General features: G+C 68.3%; 17 protein-coding genes. 5 read left to right on the forward strand and 12 right to left on the reverse strand.

Annotated elements, in window-relative coordinates; genetic code table 11:
* Window positions 1–31: 31 nt before the first annotated feature.
* The 6 genes from ACWEFV_RS20150 to glf all read right to left on the reverse strand — a co-directional run bounded on the left by ACWEFV_RS20150 (window position 32) and on the right by glf (window position 7,863).
* Window positions 32–1,090, reverse strand: a complete 1,059-nt coding sequence (locus ACWEFV_RS20150) for an esterase family protein (RefSeq protein ID WP_450071445.1) — start codon at window positions 1,088–1,090, stop codon at window positions 32–34.
* 104 nt (window positions 1,091–1,194) lie between these two features.
* Entirely contained in the window at window positions 1,195–3,240 is a 2,046-nt protein-coding gene (gene zomB / locus ACWEFV_RS20155) for a flagellar motor control protein ZomB (RefSeq protein WP_450071446.1), read from the reverse strand.
* Window positions 3,218–4,159, reverse strand: a complete 942-nt coding sequence (locus tag ACWEFV_RS20160) for a decaprenyl-phosphate phosphoribosyltransferase (protein ID WP_135459434.1) — start codon at window positions 4,157–4,159, stop codon at window positions 3,218–3,220. The genes zomB and ACWEFV_RS20160 overlap by 23 nt, the downstream gene beginning before the upstream one ends.
* Complete coding sequence (locus tag ACWEFV_RS20165; protein WP_135459435.1) at window positions 4,156–4,689, reverse strand: phosphatase PAP2 family protein; 534 nt, start codon at window positions 4,687–4,689, stop codon at window positions 4,156–4,158. The genes ACWEFV_RS20160 and ACWEFV_RS20165 overlap by 4 nt, the downstream gene beginning before the upstream one ends.
* 1 nt (window position 4,690) lies before the next feature.
* Entirely contained in the window at window positions 4,691–6,628 is a 1,938-nt protein-coding gene (locus tag ACWEFV_RS20170; RefSeq protein WP_450071447.1) for a glycosyltransferase, read from the reverse strand.
* Window positions 6,625–7,863, reverse strand: coding sequence for a UDP-galactopyranose mutase (glf, locus tag ACWEFV_RS20175; RefSeq protein ID WP_135459437.1), 1,239 nt, complete (start codon window positions 7,861–7,863; stop codon window positions 6,625–6,627). The genes ACWEFV_RS20170 and glf overlap by 4 nt, the downstream gene beginning before the upstream one ends.
* A 239-nt stretch (window positions 7,864–8,102) precedes the next feature.
* Between glf and ACWEFV_RS20180 the strand changes: the two genes are divergently transcribed.
* Both ACWEFV_RS20180 and ACWEFV_RS20185 read left to right on the forward strand, forming a co-directional pair.
* The gene (locus ACWEFV_RS20180; RefSeq protein WP_135459438.1) at window positions 8,103–9,056 is read left to right on the forward strand and encodes a hypothetical protein; all 954 of its coding nucleotides are present in this window, start codon (window positions 8,103–8,105) and stop codon (window positions 9,054–9,056) included.
* Window positions 9,057–9,181: 125 nt separating this feature from the next.
* Window positions 9,182–10,789 carry an N-acetylmuramoyl-L-alanine amidase gene (locus ACWEFV_RS20185; protein ID WP_450071448.1) on the forward strand — a complete coding sequence of 536 codons (1,608 nt, stop codon included), beginning with the start codon at window positions 9,182–9,184 and terminating at the stop codon, window positions 10,787–10,789.
* Between the two features lie 12 nt (window positions 10,790–10,801).
* On the opposite strand, the gene ACWEFV_RS20190 is transcribed toward ACWEFV_RS20185, so the two are convergent.
* The 3 genes from ACWEFV_RS20190 to ACWEFV_RS20200 are packed head-to-tail and all read right to left on the reverse strand — an operon-like array spanning window position 10,802 to window position 13,175.
* Window positions 10,802–11,629, reverse strand: coding sequence for an HAD family hydrolase (locus tag ACWEFV_RS20190; RefSeq protein ID WP_135459440.1), 828 nt, complete (start codon window positions 11,627–11,629; stop codon window positions 10,802–10,804).
* Window positions 11,626–12,387: a lysophospholipid acyltransferase family protein gene (locus ACWEFV_RS20195; RefSeq protein ID WP_450071449.1), complete on the reverse strand. Its 762-nt coding sequence runs from the start codon at window positions 12,385–12,387 to the stop codon at window positions 11,626–11,628. Before ACWEFV_RS20195 ends, ACWEFV_RS20190 begins: the two co-directional genes overlap by 4 nt.
* An 8-nt stretch (window positions 12,388–12,395) precedes the next feature.
* Entirely contained in the window at window positions 12,396–13,175 is a 780-nt protein-coding gene (locus ACWEFV_RS20200; RefSeq protein ID WP_450071450.1) for a lysophospholipid acyltransferase family protein, read from the reverse strand.
* A 90-nt stretch (window positions 13,176–13,265) separates the two neighbouring features.
* On the opposite strand from ACWEFV_RS20200, the gene ACWEFV_RS20205 reads away from it, so the two are divergent.
* A complete protein-coding gene (locus ACWEFV_RS20205; RefSeq protein WP_450071451.1) occupies window positions 13,266–14,822 on the forward strand; it encodes a Rieske 2Fe-2S domain-containing protein in 1,557 nt (518 codons plus the stop codon).
* Complete coding sequence (locus ACWEFV_RS20210; RefSeq protein WP_135459444.1) at window positions 14,819–15,157, forward strand: hypothetical protein; 339 nt, start codon at window positions 14,819–14,821, stop codon at window positions 15,155–15,157. The genes ACWEFV_RS20205 and ACWEFV_RS20210 overlap by 4 nt, the downstream gene beginning before the upstream one ends.
* On the opposite strand, the gene ACWEFV_RS20215 is transcribed toward ACWEFV_RS20210, so the two are convergent.
* On the reverse strand, window positions 15,154–15,969 hold the full coding sequence (locus ACWEFV_RS20215) for a DUF5718 family protein (RefSeq protein ID WP_450071452.1): 816 nt from the start codon (window positions 15,967–15,969) through the stop codon (window positions 15,154–15,156). The two genes, ACWEFV_RS20210 and ACWEFV_RS20215, sit on opposite strands and share 4 nt — an antisense overlap.
* Before the next feature lie 126 nt (window positions 15,970–16,095).
* Here ACWEFV_RS20215 and ACWEFV_RS20220 point away from each other — a divergent pair, with 126 nt between their 5' ends.
* A complete protein-coding gene (locus ACWEFV_RS20220; RefSeq protein ID WP_286175199.1) occupies window positions 16,096–16,866 on the forward strand; it encodes a hemerythrin domain-containing protein in 771 nt (256 codons plus the stop codon).
* On the opposite strand, the gene ACWEFV_RS20225 is transcribed toward ACWEFV_RS20220, so the two are convergent.
* On the reverse strand, window positions 16,856–20,194 hold the full coding sequence (locus tag ACWEFV_RS20225; RefSeq protein ID WP_450071453.1) for a BTAD domain-containing putative transcriptional regulator: 3,339 nt from the start codon (window positions 20,192–20,194) through the stop codon (window positions 16,856–16,858). The two genes, ACWEFV_RS20220 and ACWEFV_RS20225, sit on opposite strands and share 11 nt — an antisense overlap.
* Before the next feature lie 17 nt (window positions 20,195–20,211).
* Complete coding sequence (serS, locus tag ACWEFV_RS20230; protein ID WP_450071454.1) at window positions 20,212–21,471, reverse strand: serine--tRNA ligase; 1,260 nt, start codon at window positions 21,469–21,471, stop codon at window positions 20,212–20,214.
* Window positions 21,472–21,572 lie beyond the last annotated feature (101 nt).

Here is a 21,572-nt window from a genome sequence, read left to right on the forward strand (position 1 = left end):
CTCTTCAGCAGTTGTCGTCCCTGGTCGCCCCTCAGCCGTTGATGGTCGCGATCAGGTCTGGTTTCAGGGCCTGCAACTGAGCCGCCCAGTACGGCCAGGCATGGTTACCCGCCGACGGGAAATGGAAGCTCGCGTTGCCGCCGCCCGCCTTGGTGTAGGCCTCCTGAAAGTCCTTGTTGCTCTTGATCGCCAGCGTCTCCAGACTGCTGGCGCTCATCGCGAGGTTCGGGTCGGAGCCCTCGTCGAGCCCGGTGGCGCCGCCGGGTGCGCAGTACACCCACAGCCGCGTGCCGTTGGCCACGATCTTGGCCACCTGCTTGACGGGGTCGTTGCGCTTCCAGGCGCCGTCCCAGGGCAGACCCCACATGTTGTCGACGTTGTAGCGACCCGCGTCGAGCATGGCCACACGGATCGCCTGCTGCATGAGCAGTGACGACGGGTTGAGGAATCCCGACAGCGACGCGGCGTAACTGAACTGACCTGGGTGATAGGCCGACAGGATCAACGCGGCACTGCCCGACATGGACAACCCGACCACGGCGTTGCCCGTCGCGGACACCTGCTTGTTGGCGGCCAGATAGGCCGGTAGCTCCTGTGTGAGGAACGTCTCCCATTTATAGGTATAGGTCTGCTTGTTCAGAGTCGACGGCGAATACCAGTCGCTGTAGAAGCTGGACTGCCCGCCGACGGGCATCACCGTCGAGAGGCCGGAACCGTAGAACCACTCGAACGCGGGGGTGTTGATGTCCCAGCCGCTGAGGTCATCCTGCGCGCGCATGCCGTCCAGCAGGTAGACCGCCTTGCTCGGCCCGCTGGGCGAAGTCGCCGGGGCGGGCTGGGCCTGCGCCCCTTCTGTGGTGCTCGCCGGGGCGGTCGCCGATGCCGGACCCTGGAACTGCACGCGGATGCTGCGCCCCATCGACGGCGAATACACGTCGAGGTACTCGACGGGCAGCCCCTCGCGGGAGAACGCCCCGGCAGGCGGCGCAGCGGCGAGCGCCCCGACAGCGGGCAGCATCGCGATCGCGGCGGTAGCCGTCAGAAGGCGCCGGCCCCATCGACGCGTGACGGAGACACCAGAGGTCAGCATCGGTTTTTTCGTACCGTCCATTCAAGATCTGTGCACAGGCTCGTCTGGGTATCGGCGCTAGCACGCCCAGCGTTACCAACCACACAGATTCAGTTCAGACAGCCTTACGGCCCCGTGGCCGGCATCCCCGTGTACGGCGGCTTCTTGGGCCCGGGAACCGGTAGACCGCAGCGCTTCAGGTCATAGAGCGGCACCCGGTCGATCCGGTACTTCGTGAACTCGTAAGCGTGCGCGAGGTTGGACAGGAACCGCCGCGGGGTCATCTCGCCGCGCACCGAGCTGAGCATCGACTCGGTGGCCGGGCAGGCCAGCGCCGCCTCGGCCTGGGCGATCCATTCCTCGTCCAGATAAGCCGGGATGTAGGGCCTGGTCTTGAGGAACGGCCCCTCGGCCACCGCCCAGTCCGGGAACAGGTTCTTGTCGTGGCCGATACGGCCGTCGGTCAACCGTTGGGTGTGCATCGCCAGCGGGTTCGTCAGGCCGATCTGGTCGATGACCCGCACGTCGAGCCCGACGTTCATGCCCAGCATGCCCATGTTGGTGAAGAACACGGTGTGCGGGGTAGCCAACGCCCGCCGTTCCGCCGGGGAGCGATCGGGCGGGGGCGGATAGGCCGGGACGACGTCCCACACGTCGTAATTGCCCGACGGCAACAACAGTGCCCCGTCGGGGGTGTTGTTGATGGCCGTCAGCACCGCACGCATGCGCGGGTAGTCCAGGTAATCGGCGGCGGTCAACGGGTGCGCGTGACCGGTGGCCTGCGAGTAGAACCGGCGCTCGTCGACGATGCCGGTGTAGGTGACCCGCGTACCGTCGGCGCCCAGGCCGGACGAGTTGGCCGCCCAGATCGACCAGCCCACCACCGCGGCCCACAGCACGCTCGTGGCCGCGGCGAGCAGGTAACCCGTCTCCCTGGTGAACTTGGTGCCGTCGGGCAGCACGACGGGGATCACCGCGACGGGCATCAGCATGCAGAAGAGCGGCGTCAGCAACACCCGGCCGTGCATGAAGTCGCCGCCCTGGCGCACCCAGTAGATCGCCTGCAGCAGCCCGCTGAGGAACATGAAAAGCACCACGGCAGCCGGACTTTGAACGGTCCGGGCCAGCCAGCCGTAGCCGCGGGGCACCTGATGGCGCACCCACCACGGCCGGGTCCTGGTGGTCAGCAGGACGGCGCTGAGCGCGGCCAGCAGCATCACCGGTACCCACAGGAGGTACGGCTGGTTGAAATTGGTCAGATAGGTCAGGCCCTGGGACCACTTGGATCCCGACGCGTCCTTGGCGACCGCGGTGCCCGGCACCATCAGCCCGTAGTAACCCATCCGGAAGATCTGGTAGGCGACCGGCAGCAGTCCGCCGGCCACCACGATCAGGACCCGGCGACGCCAACCGCGCGCCGCGATCAGCATCATGACCAGCGCGCCACCGCCGATCAGCGCCAGCTCGGGGCGGATCAGCACGCTCAGCCCGGCGACGGTGGCCAGTGCCCCCTCGAAGTACCGGCTCGAGACCGGATTGGGCGCAGTCTTCGGGCTGCCACGACCGACCGTTTTGGGAGCCGCGCGCAGAGCCTGCGACCAGCACACCATCATCCACCACAGCAGACCCAAATAGGCCAGCACCAAACCATTTTCGAGCCCCGAGGTGGCGAAGTCGCGGGCGGGCGGGACCGCGATGTAGACCAGTGCACCAGCGGGCAGCAGCAGTGCGCGGCGGCCCTGCAGGCTCGGGGCATACAACCGGCCGGTTCCGAGCATCGCCAGCACGACGCCGAGCACGCTCAGCGTCAGCGCGAACGCCAGGGCCACGTACTCCATCCGGACCGGGCCGCCGAGCCATGCGCCCAGCGTCACCAGGTAGGTCCACACCGTGGAGGTGTTGGCCTCGATCCGCTCACCCGCGTTGAAGACCGGACCGTTGCCCGCCAACAGATTTCGCACCGTGCGCAGCACGATCAGGCCGTCGTCGGCGATCCAGCGGCGCTGCCAGGCACCCCAACCGAACAGGCCGGCGACCACGACCACGCTCACCCACAAGCTGATCCGCACCGTGACGTCGTACGGAAATACCGGCCAGCGCGCCAACCGGGCACCCACGCCGCCCGCCAGGCGGCGCAGAGTAATTCGGTCAGCTGAAGTAGATGGCAGCACCGATGGTTCCGATCCACGCCAGGAACAGGACCTGCAGCACTCGGTCTTTCAGCGCGATCTCCTCTGGCTCACCGGCGATGCCACCATCAATGTCAACCGCATAACGCAGGATCGCGATCGTGAACGGAACCATCGTGATCGCGTACCACGAAGCGTCCTGGCCATCGAGCCCCAGCGCATCATTCGCACTGTCGCGCCCGAACGCCCACAGGCCGTAGCAGACCACCATCGCGGTGGCCGACAACGTCCACACGAAACGCAGGTAGCTACTGGTGTAACTCTCCAGCGACTTGCGGATCTTGGCACCGGTGCGCTCGGCCAGTTGCAGCTCGGCATAACGCTTTCCGGCCGCCATGAACAGCGAGCCGAAGGCCATGACCAACAGGAACCACTGCGACAGCGGGATATCGGCGGCCACACCACCGGCGATCGCGCGGAGCAGGAACCCCGAGGACACGATGCAGATGTCGAGCACCGCCTGGTGCTTGAGCCCGAAGCAGTACGCCAACTGGATCGCGATGTACACCGCCATCACCAGTGCCAGATCCGGTGTCAGCAGCCACGAGATACCCAGCGAGGCCAGCCCGAGCACGATCGCCAGCGTGTAGGCCAGCCACTCCGGCACCACACCCGCGGCGATCGGCCGGAACCGTTTCGTGGGATGGGCACGGTCGGCCTCGACGTCACGCGCGTCGTTGATCAGGTAGATCGACGACGCGGCCAGGCAGAACACCACGAACGCGATCGACGCCTTGAAGGCGAGGTCGGCGTAGTTGTACTCGATTCCGCTGCCGACGGCGGCCAACGGCGCCGCGAGCACCAGCAGGTTCTTGATCCACTGCCGTGGCCGCAGCGCCTTGATCAGCCCGACGGCCAGATTCTTCGGCGGCCCGGCCTCCGGCTGCGCTTCCTCACTCATTTGGCCACAGTCTCCTTCTGCCCGACACCGGCAGTTTTTCCGACCACAGAACCCACGACCGTCCCGACGGCCACGCCGGTCAGTACGTCGGTGGGATAGTGCACGCCCAACACCAGGCGCGACAGCGCCATCGGCACGACCAGCAGCGCCCGCACCGGCAGTCCCGTGGTCCGGGCCAGCAGCACGGCCGCCGCGGCGGTCGAGGTGGCATGTGCCGACGGGAAACTCAACCGGCTCGGTGTCCCGACGTTCACGGCGATGTCGGGGTGGTGCGGCCGCTCCCGGCGCACCACCCGCTTGATCAGGACCGCGGCGGCATGGGCGGCAAAGGCGCCGACGCCCACGGCGATCCATGACTTGCGCTTGGTGGGCTGGGCCAGGGCACCGACGGCCGCGAGCCCGAGCCAACCCAGGCTGTGCTCACCGAAATGCGACAGCGCACGGGCGCCGGCCAGCACGCCTGGCCGCGTGGCCAGGGCGGACTGCACGGCGACCAACACGGCGTCCTCGCCGCGCGGGGCATCGGTCATGTCAGTTTTTCTCCGCCGACTCGCTCAGCAACACCGTCTCCCACTTCTGGGTGCTGGTCAGCACCGGCAGCGCCTCACGATAGACCTTGCGCATCCGGTCGAATTGACGGACCACGCGCAACTGCTGGCGCAGCGAGGCACGCAGCAGTGCGAACATCTTGGCCCGATCGCGCTGCCGGTACACCACACCGCGGCCATCGGCCGTGGTCACGGTGACCCCGTCGGCCCGGCACAGCGAGAACCAGCGGGCGTCCTGGGTGGCCACGTTGATCTGCGGCCGGACGTGGGTCTCGGGATCGTGCTTACGCAGTTGGTGGACCGCGCCGCGAGCCAGGTTCACCAGGATCGCCGGCTTGGACACCGGGATGCTGATCTTCCTGCGCTTGAGATCCGAGGCCGGCGGCAGTTCGGTGGCCCCGGCCAGCACGACGGCATCGGGGAACTGCTGGCGCATCGCGCGGATGTCGGGCAGGGCCGACTCCAGGATGGAGAAGATGTGCTCCGGGCCGGCCAGGAAATCCTCCATCGCCTGGTTCTGAATGGCGACAGTCGAATATTCAAGGCACAGAAGGTGTTTGAACGTCGCCTTGAGATGGCTGGCCATCAGCCCGCGGACGTCGCCGTCCCAGTGCATGGCCGACACCACGAGCCGGTTGCGCAGGTGGAAGTAGGCCTGCCAGTCGATCGCGTCGTCCTTGTCGCTCCAGGCCATGTGCCAGATCGCCGCACCCGGCAGGGTGACGGTGCGGTAGCCGTGCTCGGCGGCGCGCAGGCCGTACTCGACGTCGTCCCACTTGATGAACAACGGCACCGGCTGGCCGAGCTCCTCCGCGACCTGCCGCGGGATCATGCACATCCACCAGCCGTTGAAGTCGACGTCGACGCGGCGGTGCAGCAGCTTGCTGCGGTCGGACTCGACGTCGTCGAGCGCATGCTTGGCGAAATCGTGGTCGTACTCGGCGTTCGGCGCCGCCGACCACATGAAGTTCGCCCGGTCCACCATCTCGCCCATGATGTGCAGGTGCGAGGGCTCCTGCAGGTTGAGCATCTGACCGCCGACCAGGATCGGCTCTTTGGCGAACCGGTTCATGGCCAGGGCACGCAATATCGAATCGGGTTCGATACGGATGTCGTCGTCCATGAACAGGATCTGCTCACAGTCGGTGTTCTTCAGCGCCTCGTACATCACCCGGCTGTAGCCGCCGGACCCGCCGAGGTTGGGCTGGTTGTGGATCGTGAGCCGGTTGCCCAGCGCGGCCGCGGCGGGCTCGAAACCGGGGTGGTCCTTGGCCTTGCTGGTGCCCTGATCGGACACGATGACCGCACCGACCACCTCGTCCACCAACGGATCCGAGGTCAGGGCGGCCAGAGCATTGACGCAGTCCGAGGGCCGGTTGAAGGTCGGGATGCCGACGGCGATGTTGGCCCGGCCCGGCGCGGGTGAGGGCGCGTACCAACCGGCGCTGTGCACCCGCACCGCGGAGTTGGTGGTGATGTCGAACCAGATCCAGCCGCCGTCCTCGAAGGGGGCCAGGTCGATCTCGAATTCCACCACTGCGGGTTCGGTGGACTCGCCACTGGACACCGGGGCGCCGCCGACGGTGATCCGCGCGCCGGTGGCCTTGGACCGGTAGACGTCGACGCGGGCGCTGCCGGTCAGCTCGACGCGCAGCACCACCGATTTCAGGCTGGACCAGCGCCGCCAGTAGCTGGCCGGGAAGGCGTTGAAGTACGTGGCGAACGAGACCTCGGATTCGGTGCCGATCTCCAGGGCGGTGCGGGTCGGCGCATGTGCCCTACGAGCATTGGTGTCCGATTCCTTGATGTAGAGCTGACGGACGTCCAGCGGCTCGCCCGGTCGCGGCAGGATGACGCGGGCCAGCAGACTGACGGCCCGCGATTCTCCGGCGTCGAGCGCGCCGGATGGGATGTCACTCATGCTTTGCTGCTTTCCACTTCGGTAGCCAGCGGTGCACCCTCGGACAGGTGCGGTGCCAGGGTGTTGTCGTACATGTTCAGCGCACTGGCGATGGCCATGTGCATGTCGAGGTACTGGTAGGTGCCCAGCCGGCCGCCGAAGAGCACCTTCGCCGACGCGGTCTCGTCCTTGGCGCGGGCCCGGTAGGCGCCCAGCAGTGCACGGTCGGCCTCGGTGTTGATCGGGTAGTACGGCTCGTCTTCCACTTCGGCGAATCGCGAGAATTCCCGCATGATCACCGTCTTGTCGGACGGGTAGTCCCGCTCGGGGTGGAAATGGCGGAACTCGTGGATGCGGGTGTAGTCCACGTCGGCGTCGTTGTAGTTCATCACCGGGGTGCCCTGAAAATCCCCGGTCTCGAGCACTTCGAGCTCGAAATCCAGTGTGCGCCAGCCGAGCCGGCCCTCGGAATAGTCGAAGTAGCGGTCCAGGGGCCCGGTGTAGACCACCGGGGCGTCAGGGTTGGCCGCACGGAGTTCGTCGCGCACGTCGAACCAGTCGGTGTCCAACCGCACCTCGATGCGGTCGTCGGCGGCCATGTTCTGCAGCCACGCGGTGTACCCGTCGACCGGCAGACCTTCGTACGTGTCGTTGAAGTACCGGTTGTCGAACGTGTAGCGCACCGGCAGGCGGGTGATGTTGGCCGCCGGCAGCTCGCGTGGGTCGGTCTGCCACTGCTTGGCGGTGTAGTGCTTCATGAACGCTTCGTAGAGCGGGCGGCCGATCAGCGAGATGGCCTTCTCCTCGAAGTTGGCCGCCTCGTGCCCGGCGATCTCGCTCGCCTGCTCCTTGATCAGCGCCCGGGCCTCGTCCGGGGTGAAGTAGCGCCCGAAGAACTGGGAGACCAGGCCGAGTCCCATCGGGAACTGGTAGGCCTGGCCGGCGTGCATCGCGAAGACGCGGTGCTGATAGCCGGTGAAGTCGGTGAACTGCCGCACGTAGTCCCACACCCGTTGGTTGGACGTGTGGAACAGGTGGGCCCCGTACTTGTGGACCTCGATACCGGTCTGCGGTTCGGCTTCCGAGTAGGCGTTACCACCGATATGCGGACGGCGTTCGATAACAAGGACACGCTTGCCCAGTTGCGTCGCCACGCGCTCAGCGATCGTCAGACCGAAGAAACCGGAGCCGACGACGAATAAGTCGAAATGTCCGCTGGACTGGTCTGTAGCGACCCGGGGAGATAAGGACGTCATCGGCAGCCAGGGTATCCGACCACGCCCCTGTGCCCCGAATTCAACGAAGGGCCCAGGTCGCAATTCGCTCACGATTCAATATCGTCACTTTAGACCCATGAGTCACAGCCCTAACATCGATCTCGTTGGCACTCATGGGCTTCACACCATCTGGTCCGGAATGCCGACGGAGCAAGAGGAATGCACCACCCAGTTATGTGAAGTGCACGTCCGAGCAGCAACAAATTGAGGAGACTTCCGTGCCGAACCGCCGTCGACGCAAGCTCTCGACAGCCATGAGCGCAGTCGCCGCAGTGGCAGTCGCAAGTCCAGTCGCCCTAGTTGCCATGTCGCAGCTTTCCCCCGCGCCACAGGAGCGCGAGTTCACCCAGGCCGCACTGGTCACCGACCTTCCCGGTGAACTGATGTCCGCACTGTCGCAGGGCCTGTCCCAGTTCGGCATCAACCTGCCGCCGATGCCGAACAGCCTGCTGACCGGCTCGTCGCCGACGCCGACCCTCGGCTCGCCGACGCTGACGTCACCCGGTCTGGCGTCCCCGGGCCTGACGTCGCCGGGGCTCACCGCACCGGGCCTGACCGACCCCGGGCTCACTTCGCCCGGACTCACGTCACCGGGGCTCACGTCACCGGGACTGACCTCCCCCGGCCTGACCTCGCCTGACGCCTCGCTGATCAGCCCCAACGGTCTGTCGCCGAGCTTGACCTCGCCGACGGCCGGCCTTCCGGCCGCACCGGGTGGGCTGACCAACCCGGCGCTCACCGCGCCGACCGGCTCGCTGACCAACCCGGCACTGACGCCGGCGGGCGCCGTGCCGGGCGGGCTGACCACCACCCCCGCTGGACTGGGCGGTGGGGGCCTGACCTCGCCGACGGGCCTCGACCCGTCGCTCTCCGGCGGCCTCGGCGGCCTGGGCGCCCCGGGCGAGGTGCCGATCTCGGCTCCGATCGGGCTGGATCCCAGCGCGGGGACCTACCCGCTGCTGGGCGCCGATCCGTCGCTGGCCGCGATGCCCGCCACCGGCGGCGGCGGTGGCGGGCTGTTCGGCGACCTGTCCAGCGCTGCCAACCAGCTCGGCGCCGGCCAGGCCATCGACCTGCTCAAGGGCATGGTCATGCCGGCGATCACCTCGGCGATGAAGGCCCCGGCCGCCGCGGTGCCGCCGCCGGCCCCGGCCCCCGCGCCGGTCCCGTAACAAAGGCCCTACTGGAAGAACGGCACCGCAGAAGCCATCGGCTCTGCGGTGCCGTTGCCTGTGAAAGACACGCGGGGACCGTGTCGAAACATTCGCAACATCTGACTCATACGTAACATCAGTCCGTGCAGTCCCGCCGTTCCGCGCCGTCGATTCTCTTCACCGCACTTGCGGCGACGGTCGTGATCGCGCCCTGGGCGATCGCCGGATCCGAACATGGCAAACAGCCCAATCCATCTGACGCGGCACCACAACTCACACAGCAACCGCTCGACAATCTCGCGGTCGGCGAGAGTGTCCGCGAGATCCATCAGGACACCCCGTTCTCGATGGTCGCGCTCACCTCACCGGACCTGCGCGGAACCTCCGCCCGGGTCCGGGCCCGCAAGGACGACGGCACCTGGGGCCCCTGGTACCAGGCCGAGAACCTCGACGGCGTCGGCGCCGACACCCCGGGCCCACGGGGCACCGAACCGGTGTTCGTCGGGCGCACCAACACCGTGCAGATCTCCGTCACCCGCGCACCGCAGGCCCCCACCCCGCCGCCCGGAAAGCCCCGGCCGGCCAAGCCGGCCCTCGGCTATGTGCCCGCCAACGTCGAAGCGCCCATCGGCCAGAACGTCACCGCGGTGCTGATCAGCCCGCCCCAGTCCCCCGTCGACGTCGGACCACTACCGATCGCCGCCATCAACCCCGGCCAACCGCCGACCATCATCAGCCGGGCCCAGTGGGGTGCCGATGAGTCGATGCGATGCGGAAACACGGTGTACGACAAGGGCATCCGGGCCGGCATCGTGCACCACACGGCGGGCAGCAACGACTACGCCCCCGAGGATTCAGCAGGCATCATCCGGTCGATCTACGAGTACCACACCCGCGAGCTCGGCTGGTGCGACATCGCCTACAACGCCATGGTCGACAAGTACGGGCAGGTGTTCGAAGGCCGCGCCGGCGGCATGGACAAGCCAGTCGAGGGTTCGCACACCGGCGGCTTCAACATCGACACCTGGGGGGTGGCGATGCTGGGCGATTTCGACGTCGTGCCACCCACCGAGATCCAGGTGCGCAACACCGGCCGGCTGTTGGGCTGGCGACTCGGCCTCGATCACATCGACCCGCGCGGCACCGTCGTACTCACCTCCGCGGGCGGATCTTTCACCCACTTCCCGCGCGGAGCGACCCCCACCCTGCCGACGATCTTCACCCACCGCGACGTCGGTATCACCGACTGCCCCGGCAATGCCGCCTACGCCCAGATGGACCACATCCGCGACATCGCCGCCCGGTTCAACCAGCCACCCGGCCCCGCGGACCTGGCCGAACAGATGCGTGGCGGCGCGATCTACGCCCGGTGGCAGGCCGAAGGCGGTGCGAACGGACTGCTGGGCAACCCGACCTCGCCGGAGTCCGCCGGTGCCGGCGCCACCCGCTACGCGACCTTCGAGCACGGCGCCGTGTACTGGTCACCGGAGAGCGGCGCCGAACCGGTGACCGGCGCCATCTACGAGGCATGGGGCTCGCTCGGCTTCGAGCGCGGCGCGCTGGGCCTGCCGACCAGTTCCGAGATCCCCGAACCCCAGTGGATCGTGCAGAACTTCCAGCACGGCACGCTGAACTTCGACCGCGAGAAGGGCACGGTCACCCGTGTGGTCGACGGTGTCCCGGTGGAACTGCCGCCGCCGTCACCCGATCAGCAGCCGGTGCAGCTGGAGCGCTTCACCCCGATCACCTGAGCGCTCGGCGCGTCAGGACCACCAGCGTTCCAGCACCCGGGCCACCCCGTCCTCGGCGTTGGTCACGGTGACCTCGTCGGCCGCGTCCACCGCCTCAGGGTGGGCATTGCCCATCGCCACACCGCGCCCGGCCCAGCGCAGCATCGGTATGTCATTGGGCATGTCGCCGAAGGTCACGACATCGGCGGCGGTGAGCCCCAGCGGAGCGGCCAACTCCTCGACACCGGTGGCCTTGCTGATCCCCAGCGGCAGCACCTCGATCAGACCGTTGTTGGTCGAATAGGTGATATCACCTTGCAAACCAACGTGTTTGAGCAGCTCGGCAGCCATGTCAGCACTCCGCGCGCCGGCCTTTCGGATCAGCAGCTTGACCGCGGGAGCACTGAGCAGATCGTCAACCGACACCTCGGTGTTGTCGGGATTGAGCCAGGCGTGCTCGTACCCCGGTGAGCTGACGAACTGCGGAGTCGCCGCGTCATGCGCGGAGGCGCCCACCCGCTCCACCGCCAGACCCGCTCCCGGAATCACCCGGGTGGCGATCTCGGCGAGCTCACCGAGCACGTCGGACGAGAGCGTGCGCGCCGACACGATGCGGTCCGTGGCCGGGTCGTAGATCACGGCACCGTTGGCGCACACCGCCATCGGGGCCAGGCCCAGTCCGTCGACCACCGGCGCCACCCACCGGGGCGGCCGTCCGGTGGCCAGGACGAACGTCGCGCCCGCCTCGACCGCCGCCTGGACCGCCGCACGGGTGCGCGGCGTGACCTTCTCGTCCTCGTCGAGCAGCGTTCCGTCCACGTCGGTGGCGATCAGCCCCGGCGCCCGCTCGGCACCTGTCACTTTTTTCCCGTCGCTTCACGCTCGGCACGCTTGCGCGCGCGGTCGGCCAACTCGGCCTCGTCCAGCCGCTTGGCCTCAGCCAGTGTCGGCGCACTGCCACCGAGTCGGTGGGGAACCCAGTATGCCCCCGCCGGCGCGGGATAGTCCCGCTGAGCCAGGTCCAGGAGTGCCGACATCCCGGCCCGCAGGGTGTCATCGATCTGGGCCACCGGACCCGTCGCCGTGATCGGCTCGCCCACCACCACACTCACCGGAATTTTCTTGCGCCCCAGCGACTTCGGGTGGTCCTTGGTCCAGATGCGCTGCGCGCCCCAGACGATCAGCGGAATGATCGGCACACCGGCCTCCAGGGCCATGCGCGCCGCACCGGTCTTGAAGTCCTTGAGCTCGAAGGCGCGACTGATCGTGGCCTCCGGATACACCCCGACCAGCTCGCCGCGGCGCAACGCGTCCACCGCCGCCGCGTAGGCGCCCGCGCCTGCTCTGCGGTCCACCGGGATCGTGCCGGTGTGTTTGATCAGGTAGCCCACAGGCTGCACCTGTTCCATCTCGGCCTTGATCATGAACCGCATCCGGCGGCCGCGTTCGGTCGCGGCCATGGCGGCAGGCAGGAAGTCCACGTAGCTGGTGTGGTTGATGGCGATGACAGCACCGCCGGTGGCGAGCAGATTGCCCACCCCGCGAAAGGTGATCCGGGTTCCGGTGGCCCGCACTGCGAGCCCGGCGGCGATCTCCAAGCTTCGGAAAACCGGTTCCATACGCGGGCTTACCCCGGGGCCCCGGTGGGTTCGGGTCCGGCCTCGGCTCTCCTGGCCGCCTTCGCGGCCGCCTCGTCGGCATCCATCCGGTTGGCCTCGGCCAGCGTCGGCGCCGAGCCGCCGAGCCGGTGCGGCACCCAGAACTCGCCGGGCGGATACGGCCCGTAGGCGTCCTGCACCTGGGCCAGCAAGTGCTGCATGCGTGAATGCAGCAGAGCGGTGAGTTCGGCGGCGGGCAGCGTCGGCTGGATCGGCTCACCCACCGCAATGGAGATCGGCACCTTGGGCCGGTACAGATTCTTCGGGCGGCCCTTGGTCCAGATGCGCTGTGCACCCCACACGATGTGCGGCACGATCGGCACCCCGGCCTCGATCGCCATCCGCGCCGCGCCGGACTTGAAGTCCTTGATCTCGAAGCTGCGGCTGATCGTCGCTTCCGGATACACCCCGACCAGCTCACCGGCCTTGAGGTAGTCGACGGCGGCCTCGAACGAGGCGGCCCCGCTGTCGCGATCCACCTCGATGTGGCGCAGGCTGCGCATGATCGGCCCGGTGATCTTGTTGTCGAAGACTTCCTTCTTCGCCATGAACCGGACCTTGCGACCGCGCTTCTGCAGATAGGCAGGCAAGCCGGCGAAGGTGAAGTCGAAGTAGCTGGTGTGGTTGATGGCCACCACCGCACCGCCGGTGACCGGGATGTTCTCCACCCCGGTCACGTTGAACTTCAGCCCCTGCAGACGCCAGGCAGCCCGAGCGAGTTGTATGACAGTCCCGTACACCGGTTCCACGTGGCCAGCCTAATCCCAGCCCGGATCGGCGCATCACCCAACTCGGGCTAGGCTGGGCGGGCATCAAAGGACTCCATCGAAAGGCTGTTTGTGCAGGTCACCAGCGTCGGGCATGCCGGCTTCCTGATCGAGACCAAGGCTGGCAGCATTTTGTGCGACCCCTGGGTCAACCCCGCCTACTTCGCCTCATGGTTCCCGTTCCCCGATAACACCGGGCTCGACTGGGACACGCTCGGCAACGTCGACTACCTGTACGTGTCGCACCTGCACAAGGACCACTTCGACCCGGAGAACCTGCGCCGCCACGTCAACAAAGACGCCGTCGTGCTGCTGCCCGACTTCCCGGTACCCGACCTGCAACGCGAACTGCAGAAGCTGGGCTTTCATCGGTTCTTCGAGACCACCGACTCGGTCAAACACACCGTCACCGGCCCCAAGGGCGACCTCGACGTGATGATCGTCGCGCTGCGCGCGCCGGCCGACGGCCCGATCGGCGACTCGGGTCTGGTGGTCGACGACGGCGAGACCGTCGCTTTCAACATGAACGACGCGCGCCCGGTGGATCTTGACATGGTGCACACCGACTTCGGTCAGGTCGACGTGCACATGCTGCAGTACTCAGGGGCCATCTGGTACCCGATGGTCTACGACATGCCCGCCCGCGCCAAGGAGGCCTTCGGCGTCCAGAAGCGCCAACGCCAGATGGACCGGTGCCGCCAGTACATCGCACAGGTCGGCGCCACCTGGGTGATCCCGTCAGCCGGGCCGCCCTGCTTCCTGGACCCCGGTTTGCGCGATCTCAACGACGACCACGGCGATCCGGCGAACATCTTCCCCGACCAGGTGGTGTTCCTGGATCAGATGCGGCGCCACGGCCACGACGGCGGCCTGCTGATGATCCCCGGTAGCACCGCGGATTTCACGGGCTCGCAACTGGATTCACTGACCCACCCGGTCGAGGATCCGGAGACCATCTTCACCACCGGCAAGGCCGCCTACATCGAGGACTTCGCCCAGCGCATGGCCCCGGTGCTGGCTGCCGAGAAAGCCTCATGGGCACCCGCGGCCGGCGAGCCCCTGCTGCCCGGGCTGCGGGCGCTGTTCGAGCCGATCATGAGCCAGACCGATCAGATCTGTGACGGCATCGGCTATCCGGTGGAGCTGCAGCTGTCCGGCCCCGAGCACAGCGAGACGGTGGTCCTGGATTTCCCGAAACGTCTTGTGCGCGAACCTATCGCCGACGAGAAGTTCCGTTACGGATTCGCCATCCCGCCCGAACTGGTGCGCACGGTGCTGCGCGACAACGAGCCCGACTGGGTGAACACCATCTTCCTGTCCACCCGGTTCACGGCGTGGCGAGTGGGCGGCTACAACGAGTATCTGTACACGTTCTTCAAGTGTCTGACCGATGAGCGCATCGCCTACGCCGACGGCTGGTTCGCCGAGGCCCATGACGATTCCTCATCGATCACCCTGGACGGCTGGGAAATCCAGCGCCGGTGCCCGCACCTGAAGGCCGATCTTTCGAAATTCGGCGTGGTGGAAGGCAATACCCTCACCTGCAATCTGCACGGCTGGCAGTGGAACCTGGAGAACGGCAAGTGCCTGACGACCAAGGGGCACGAGTTGAGGTGCAGTAAGCAATGACCGCGGCGCCGCGCCAGTACTACGACGACGGCCTGGTCCAGCTGGATCGCGAGGCGATCACCTTGCGGCGCTATCACTTCCCGTCGGGAACGTCGAAAGTGATTCCGCTTCGGTCGATCACCGGCTACCAGGCCACTCCACTGGGATTGTGGATGCAGCGCTTCCGGCTGTGGGGCAGCACCGACCTGCGCCGCTGGCTACCGCTGGATGTGCACCGGCCGCTGCGCTCGACACTGATCACGCTCGACGTGCCGGGCACTTACCCGAAGCCCGCGTTCACCCCCGCCCGCCCTGACGAGTTCGTCGCCCGCCTGGAGGAATTGCTCGGCGGTTAGCGCGCCGAGACGACCTGCCGCAGTTCGGAAGCCGCGCTGGAGGCGCTGTCGTACACCCGAACGATGGCCTCGTCCCCCGGTTTGAGATAGGTGGATTCGCCCAGCGGTGTGTAGCGGGTGGCACCGATACCGATCAGCACGTTCTCGGGGTGCCCGCCGGCCACCATGAGGGCACCGACGTCCTCCAACGGCGTATCGGCCGAACCCTTCTGATTGGCCAGCCGTTCGACGATCCAGTCCAGCAGGACCTCGCCGTAATACGAGTAGCCGACCAGCGGTGAATCCACCCCGTAGGCGTGCTGTTGGCCGTCGTCCTCGCTCAGGTAGCAGACCAGCCGCATCGTGGCGGTCGGCCCGTCCGGGGTGAGGTCGCTGATCTCGAAGAATTGCGGCGCAACACCTTTGGAGGCCGGCCCCCAGTTCTTCTTGTAGCTGATCTTCGGTGCGCCGGGCCGGCGGATCGAGCAGTCGTTGAAGGCGCCGAGGGCGAACGGCTCCAGCCGCACCACGGTGTCGCCGTTCCACACCACGTGGCAGGCCACCCCGACCTCGGGCTCGATCTGCAGGTTCAGCGGGCCGTCAACCGCACCGGGCTCCGGCAGCAGGATGGCATCGCTGGACAGCGGAAACTCGCCCAGGAAGTCGTCCCGGCCGGGCGCGTACCACGGGAAGATGCCTTTCGGCGCATACCCTTCGGTCACGACCTTGACGAAATCCCCGGCCTCCCCTGCCTGCTCGAGATGGCCGGCGAAGTTGCCGGCCACACCGAAGCCGAACCAGTTACGCACCTCGCCAAGGTCGATGTCGATCATGGCTGCAACCCTACTGTGGCCGCGACAAGCCGGATACAAGTCGCACTTAAGTCCCCGTCTGCAGGCTGTGCTCTCAAGACTTGCGATCCACCAACCGGGGATCCGTCGAAACCGAGGAGCACCGCCGTGTCGACCGCAACCACTGACGCACCCACCGTCGAACCCCGTCGCGCAGGCGATCCCGAACCGGACCTGCTCGGCATCACCGTGGCGCACCGCGCCATGCTGGCCGACCTGCGCCGCCTGACCGATCTGGCGATCGCGGTACGCGACCGGGACGTGATCTGCACGCCGCGCCGGGTCCGCGCCATCTCCCGGTACACAGAGCTGCTGTGCGACTCGATCCATCACCACCACACGACCGAGGACGCTGTCCTGTGGCCCGTGATCCAGGCCAGTGGGGGCAGCCATCTCGACCTGAGCGAACTGACCGACGATCACGCCGCCCTGGACCCGCGGTTGGACCAGTTACGGGCCCGGGCCGCATCCTTGCGACTGTCGATGGGCGACCGCCAGGTCGCCAGCCTGATGGTCATCGAGCTGGCCGAGCTGTCGGCACTGCTCACCGAGCACATCGAAGAAGAGGAACGCGACGTGTTCCCGCTCATCACCGAGCACGTGTCGGTGGCGGACTGGACGGCCGTGGAGGCCGCCGCCCGCTCGGGCGGCCGACTGTGGTTCGAGGGTCCGCGTTCGCTGGCCGCGATGACGGATGACGAACGCGCACAACTGATCGGGCAGGTGGGGATCGGTCTGCGGATCGTCCTCGCCGTCGTCGGGCAGCGCTACCGGCGGTTGGAGCGGGCGGTCTTCGGAACGCGAATCCCCCGCGAGATCGAGGTGCTGGGGGAAGCGCTGGAGGAAGAGTGCGACGAGGCGCCCGACGTCAGTCGATGAAGCCCCGGGCCTCCGCGGCCAGCCGGTCCCGCAGCGTCGAGGCGGCCTCACGGTAACCACGTGCTTCGTCGGGGCGGCCCAGGGCGTCGGCAGCGGCGGCGAGCGCCTCGTCGACCGGGCCGACCATCAGGCCGTCGACGCCGAGCCCGGCGATCCGGCCGGAATACGAGCCGAGGTCACCCGCCCGGTCCCGGGCCTCGTCGAGGTCGCCGAGCGCCACCGCGGCGTTGACGCGCAGCACGGTGAACGGAAGCCAGAAGTACGCTCGCTCGATCGGCCGGCGATCCCGCCACAGCTCACGAGCCTCGGTGTCGCGGCCGCGTGCGATCAGCGCGAGCACCGCGGCGTCCAGCGCGGCAACCGACACCTCCTTGTAGAAGAACACCAGTTCGTCGGCCAGCAGGCCCAGATCCCCGAGGCAGAACTCGCCGGTCACCCGGCCCACCATCGCCAGCTTGGCCCCGTTGGCGGCACCGTTCTCCACCATGCGCGCCGCCAGGTCGGTGTACGCACTCACCGCGTCGTCCAGGCGCCCCGCCAGCAGGTGCATCCGGGCCCGGAACAGGCCGAGCACGCCGAGGAGGTGGACGAGCTGCCCGGTGCCGGCCCGGGCCACCGCGATGTCGACGTGTCGTTTCGCCGTCGCCAGATCGGAGCGATGGCCGGCCGCCAGCGACAGCAGCCAGTGCGCCACCGCTTGATAGTCGGCCTGCTCGGTGGCTTCCGCGGTCCGCAAGAGTTCAGCGGCGGTCGAGTCACGTTCGGCATCGAGGTCGGGCCCCAATGCGCAGTAGGCCCGGACATTGAGCGCGGTGCACAGCAGCCGGCCCGACGCTGCCGGGTCCTCGGCGTAGGCCTTTCGCGCCAGCTCAAGCAGTTCCGTGCTGGTGGCCAGTGCCCCGTCCGGATCGGTGCCCTCCAGTTCCACGTAAAGCGCCTTGAGCAGCCGGATCCGGTCGGCCACTGAGAGTTCAGTGGGCTCTCCGCTTCCGCCGCCGGCCAGCACTTGACGCAGCAGCCCGATCATCTGCGCGTCGGACCCGTCGTATTCGCGGTCCCGCCACACCAACGGGGTGTCCCACGCGGTGAGCACCCGGACCGTCAGGTCGTCCCGCGACTTCCCGCTCAACAGTTGCAGCGCGGCCTTCATCTCGATGCGCGCCGCGACGGCGTCGCCGGACTGGGCCAGCGCGGAGATCAGCCCGCACCGGGCGTCGACCTCGCCCTCCAGACCGTCGGTGCGGGGCAGCAACCGGCGGCCGGCGGCCAGCTCCAGCATCTGCACGGCGGCACGCCACTGCCGGGCAGCTTCGGTATGGGCACCGACCGAGTCCGCCTCGCGAGCCGCCTCCGTCGCGAAAGCCGCAGCGGCGACGGATGTTTCGGCCGTCGCCGCGGCGACGGCGTGGTGTGCCAGGGCAGCCGGATCGACCGACCGCCCCGGCGCGCGGAGCAGCTCCAGCGCAGCGGCATGCAACCGGGACCGGCGCAGCTTCGAGGTGTCCTCGTAGAGGGTGTCGCGGACCAGCGCGTGGGCGAACCGCAGCCGACCGGGCTCGGGCTCGTCGAGCAGGCCCAGCAGGACGGCCGGCTCCAGCGCGTCGAGCAGGTCGTCCGGGTCGCTGCGGCCCAGTTCGGAAAGCAGATCGACATCGATGTCACGGCCCAGCACGGCGGCCTGGCGCAATGCCGTGACGGTCGGGCCCGGCAGCCGGGCCAGCCTGCGCCGCAACACATCACGGACCCCGACCGGCACCGACGCCCATACCGCGTCCGGCCCTTCGGCGGCCATCAGCCGGGCCAGTTCCCGGACGAACAGCGGATTGCCGCCGGTCCGCTCCCGCAGCAACCGCAGGGCCTCTCCACTGGCAGCGGTCATCCCGCAGTCGGCGGCCAGAGCGGCGGTGGCCGCCGCGTCCAGCCCGCCGAGATTCAGGTGCGCCGCGGTGTGGACCGCCAGCGCGGCCCGGGCCACCTCCAGTTCGCCACGGTCCTCCGACGGGCGATAGGTACCGATGATCAGCACCGGAAGATCCTTGATCCGGTCGGCCACCAGCCGCAGCAGCTCCAACGTCAGGCCGTCGGTGCGGTGCAGGTCATCGAGCACGACTGCCAGGGGCTGGGATTCGGCCACCGCGCTCAACACGTCGGCGACCGCCTGTCCCAACCAGAACGTGCCCGCCTCGACCGCGGCGCCGTCGTGCAGAAGCGGGGTCAGCGCCTGCCTGCTGTCGTCCGCCGGGGGTCCTGGTTCGATCAGTTCGCGCAGCACCTCGGTCCACGCCCACCCGGCCGGCGCGCCGTGGACCTCCGGACAACGCCCGTGCACCGTCCGCCAGCCCGCAGCGCGCAACCGGCCCGTCGCGACGCCGGCCAGGGTGGTCTTGCCGGAGCCCGCCTCGCCGGCGATCCACAGCACCGTGCTGCCACCGGCGACGACGGCACGCGCGGCGTTGTCGATCTCGGCGAATTCCTCGGCCCGGCCGTAGGCGGCCGCCTCGATCCGATCGGGCGCCGCGACCTCCGGTGCCGCCGGCTGCAGAAGCGGTCGGGACGGCTCCAGGTGGTCGGCCTGACGCAGGATGTCGCGCTCGAGGTCGCGCAATGCCCGGCCCGGCTCCAAACCGAGCTCGTCGACCAGGTGGTCGCGGGTGCGCCGCAACACGTCCAGCGCGTCGGTCTGGCGGCCGGTCCGATACAGCGCCGTCGCCAGCACGGCAGCGGCGCCCTCCCGGCCCGGACGCTCACGGACGTGCCGTTCCAGCGCCGCCACCGCGGTGCCGTACCGGCCGAGCTCGACCTGCGCCGCGGCCTGGGCTTCCACCACGGCCAGCCGGAGCTCGGTCAGCCGGGCCACCTCGGGCGCGGCCCACAGCGCGTCGCCGACCCCCGCGAACGGATCTCCCGACCAGCCTGCCAGCGCCTCGTCAAGCAGCCGAACCCGCTTTTGCGGATCCGTTTCCTCATACGCCGCAGTGGCTTTGGCTTCGAACAGCCAGGAGTCGACGGCGTCGACGGGCAGTCGCAGGCAGTATCCCGGTGCGGCGCTGACCAGGATGCGGGCCGGTGCCCGACGCTGCCGCCCAGGCTCGAGAGCCCGGCGCAGATGCGAGACGTAGACCTGCAGGGCCGACAACGCCTTGGGTGGCGGCTCGCCCTCCCACAGATCGTCGATGAGCCGGTCGACGGACACCGTGTGGCCGTGTGCGGCCACCAACCTCGCGAGCAGGGCTCGTTGCAGCCGCGCCCCCAGATCCGCCGGATCCTCACCGATCCAGGCCTGCACCGGGCCGAGCACCCTTACCCGTACCGGGTCCTCCACAGTCATCCCCCCGGGCTGTGTGGTTACTTACCGGGCTCCAGCACTGCGGTGCCGACGAACGGCACCAGCGCGTCGGGGACGCGCACGCTGCCGTCGGGTTGCTGGTGGTTTTCCAGGATCGCCACCAGCCAGCGGGTGGTGGCGAGCGTGCCGTTGAGGGTCGCGGCGGTCTGCGGCTTGCCGTTCTCGTCGCGGTAGCGCGTGGCCAACCGTCTGGCCTGGAACGTCGTGCAGTTCGAGGTGGACGTGAGCTCCCGGTAGGTCTGCTGGGTGGGTACCCACGCCTCGCAGTCGTACTTGCGCGCCGCCGAAGAGCCGAGATCGCCTGCGGCGACGTCGATCACCCGGTAGGGCACCTCGATGGCCGCCAGCATCTGCCGCTGCCAGCCCAGCAGCTTCTGGTGCTCGGCCACGGCGTCCTCGGGCTTGCAATAGATGAAGCCCTCGACCTTGTCGAACTGATGCACCCGGATGATGCCGCGGGTGTCCTTGCCGTAGCTGCCCGCCTCGCGCCGGAAGCACGACGACCAGCCGGCATATCGCTTCGGGCCCGCCGACAGGTCCAGGATCTCGTTGGAGTGGTAGCCCGCCAGCGGTACCTCGGAGGTGCCGACCAGGTACAGGTCGTCGGCCTCCAGGTGGTAGATCTCGTCGGCGTGTGCACCGAGGAATCCGGTGCCCGCCATGACTTCCGGGCGCACCAGCACCGGCGGGATCATCAGCGTGAAACCGTTCTGCACCGCCACCTGGGTGGCCAGCTGCAGCAGGCCCAGTTGCAGCAGCGCACCGTGCCCGGTGAGGAAGTAGAACCGCGAACCCGACACCTTCGCGCCGCGTTCCATGTCGATCAGCCCGAGCGACTCGCCCAGCTCCAGATGGTCCTTGGGATTCTCGATCGCCCGCGGCTCGCCGACGGTGTCGAGCACCACGAAGTCGTCCTCGCCGCCGGCCGGCACCCCGTCGATGATCACGTTGCCGATCGCCATATGGGCTGTGGTGAAGGCAGTCTCGGCCTCGGCCTGAGCGGCTTCGGCGGCCTTGACCTGCTCGGCCAGGTCCTTCGCCTGCTGCAGCAGGGCCGGACGCTCCTCGGGTGTCGCCTTGCCCACCAGCTTGCTGGCGGCCTTCTGGTCGGCGCGCAGGTTGTCGGCCGTCGAGATCGCGGCCCGCCGCGCCGTATCGGCCTGCAGCAGCGCGTCGACGCGCGCCGGGTCCTCTCCGCGGGCCCGTTGCGACGCACGGACGGTGTCGGGATTGTCGCGCAGCAGCTTGAGGTCGATCACGGGCGCAACCCTACTTTTTGAAGTGCGGCGACGTACATCTGAGGTGGTCGATGACGTGACCCCACCCGAGGGCGGCGGCCGCCGGCCACAACCTCGCAACA

It is taken from the genome of Mycobacterium sp. NPDC004974, assembly GCF_053600815.1.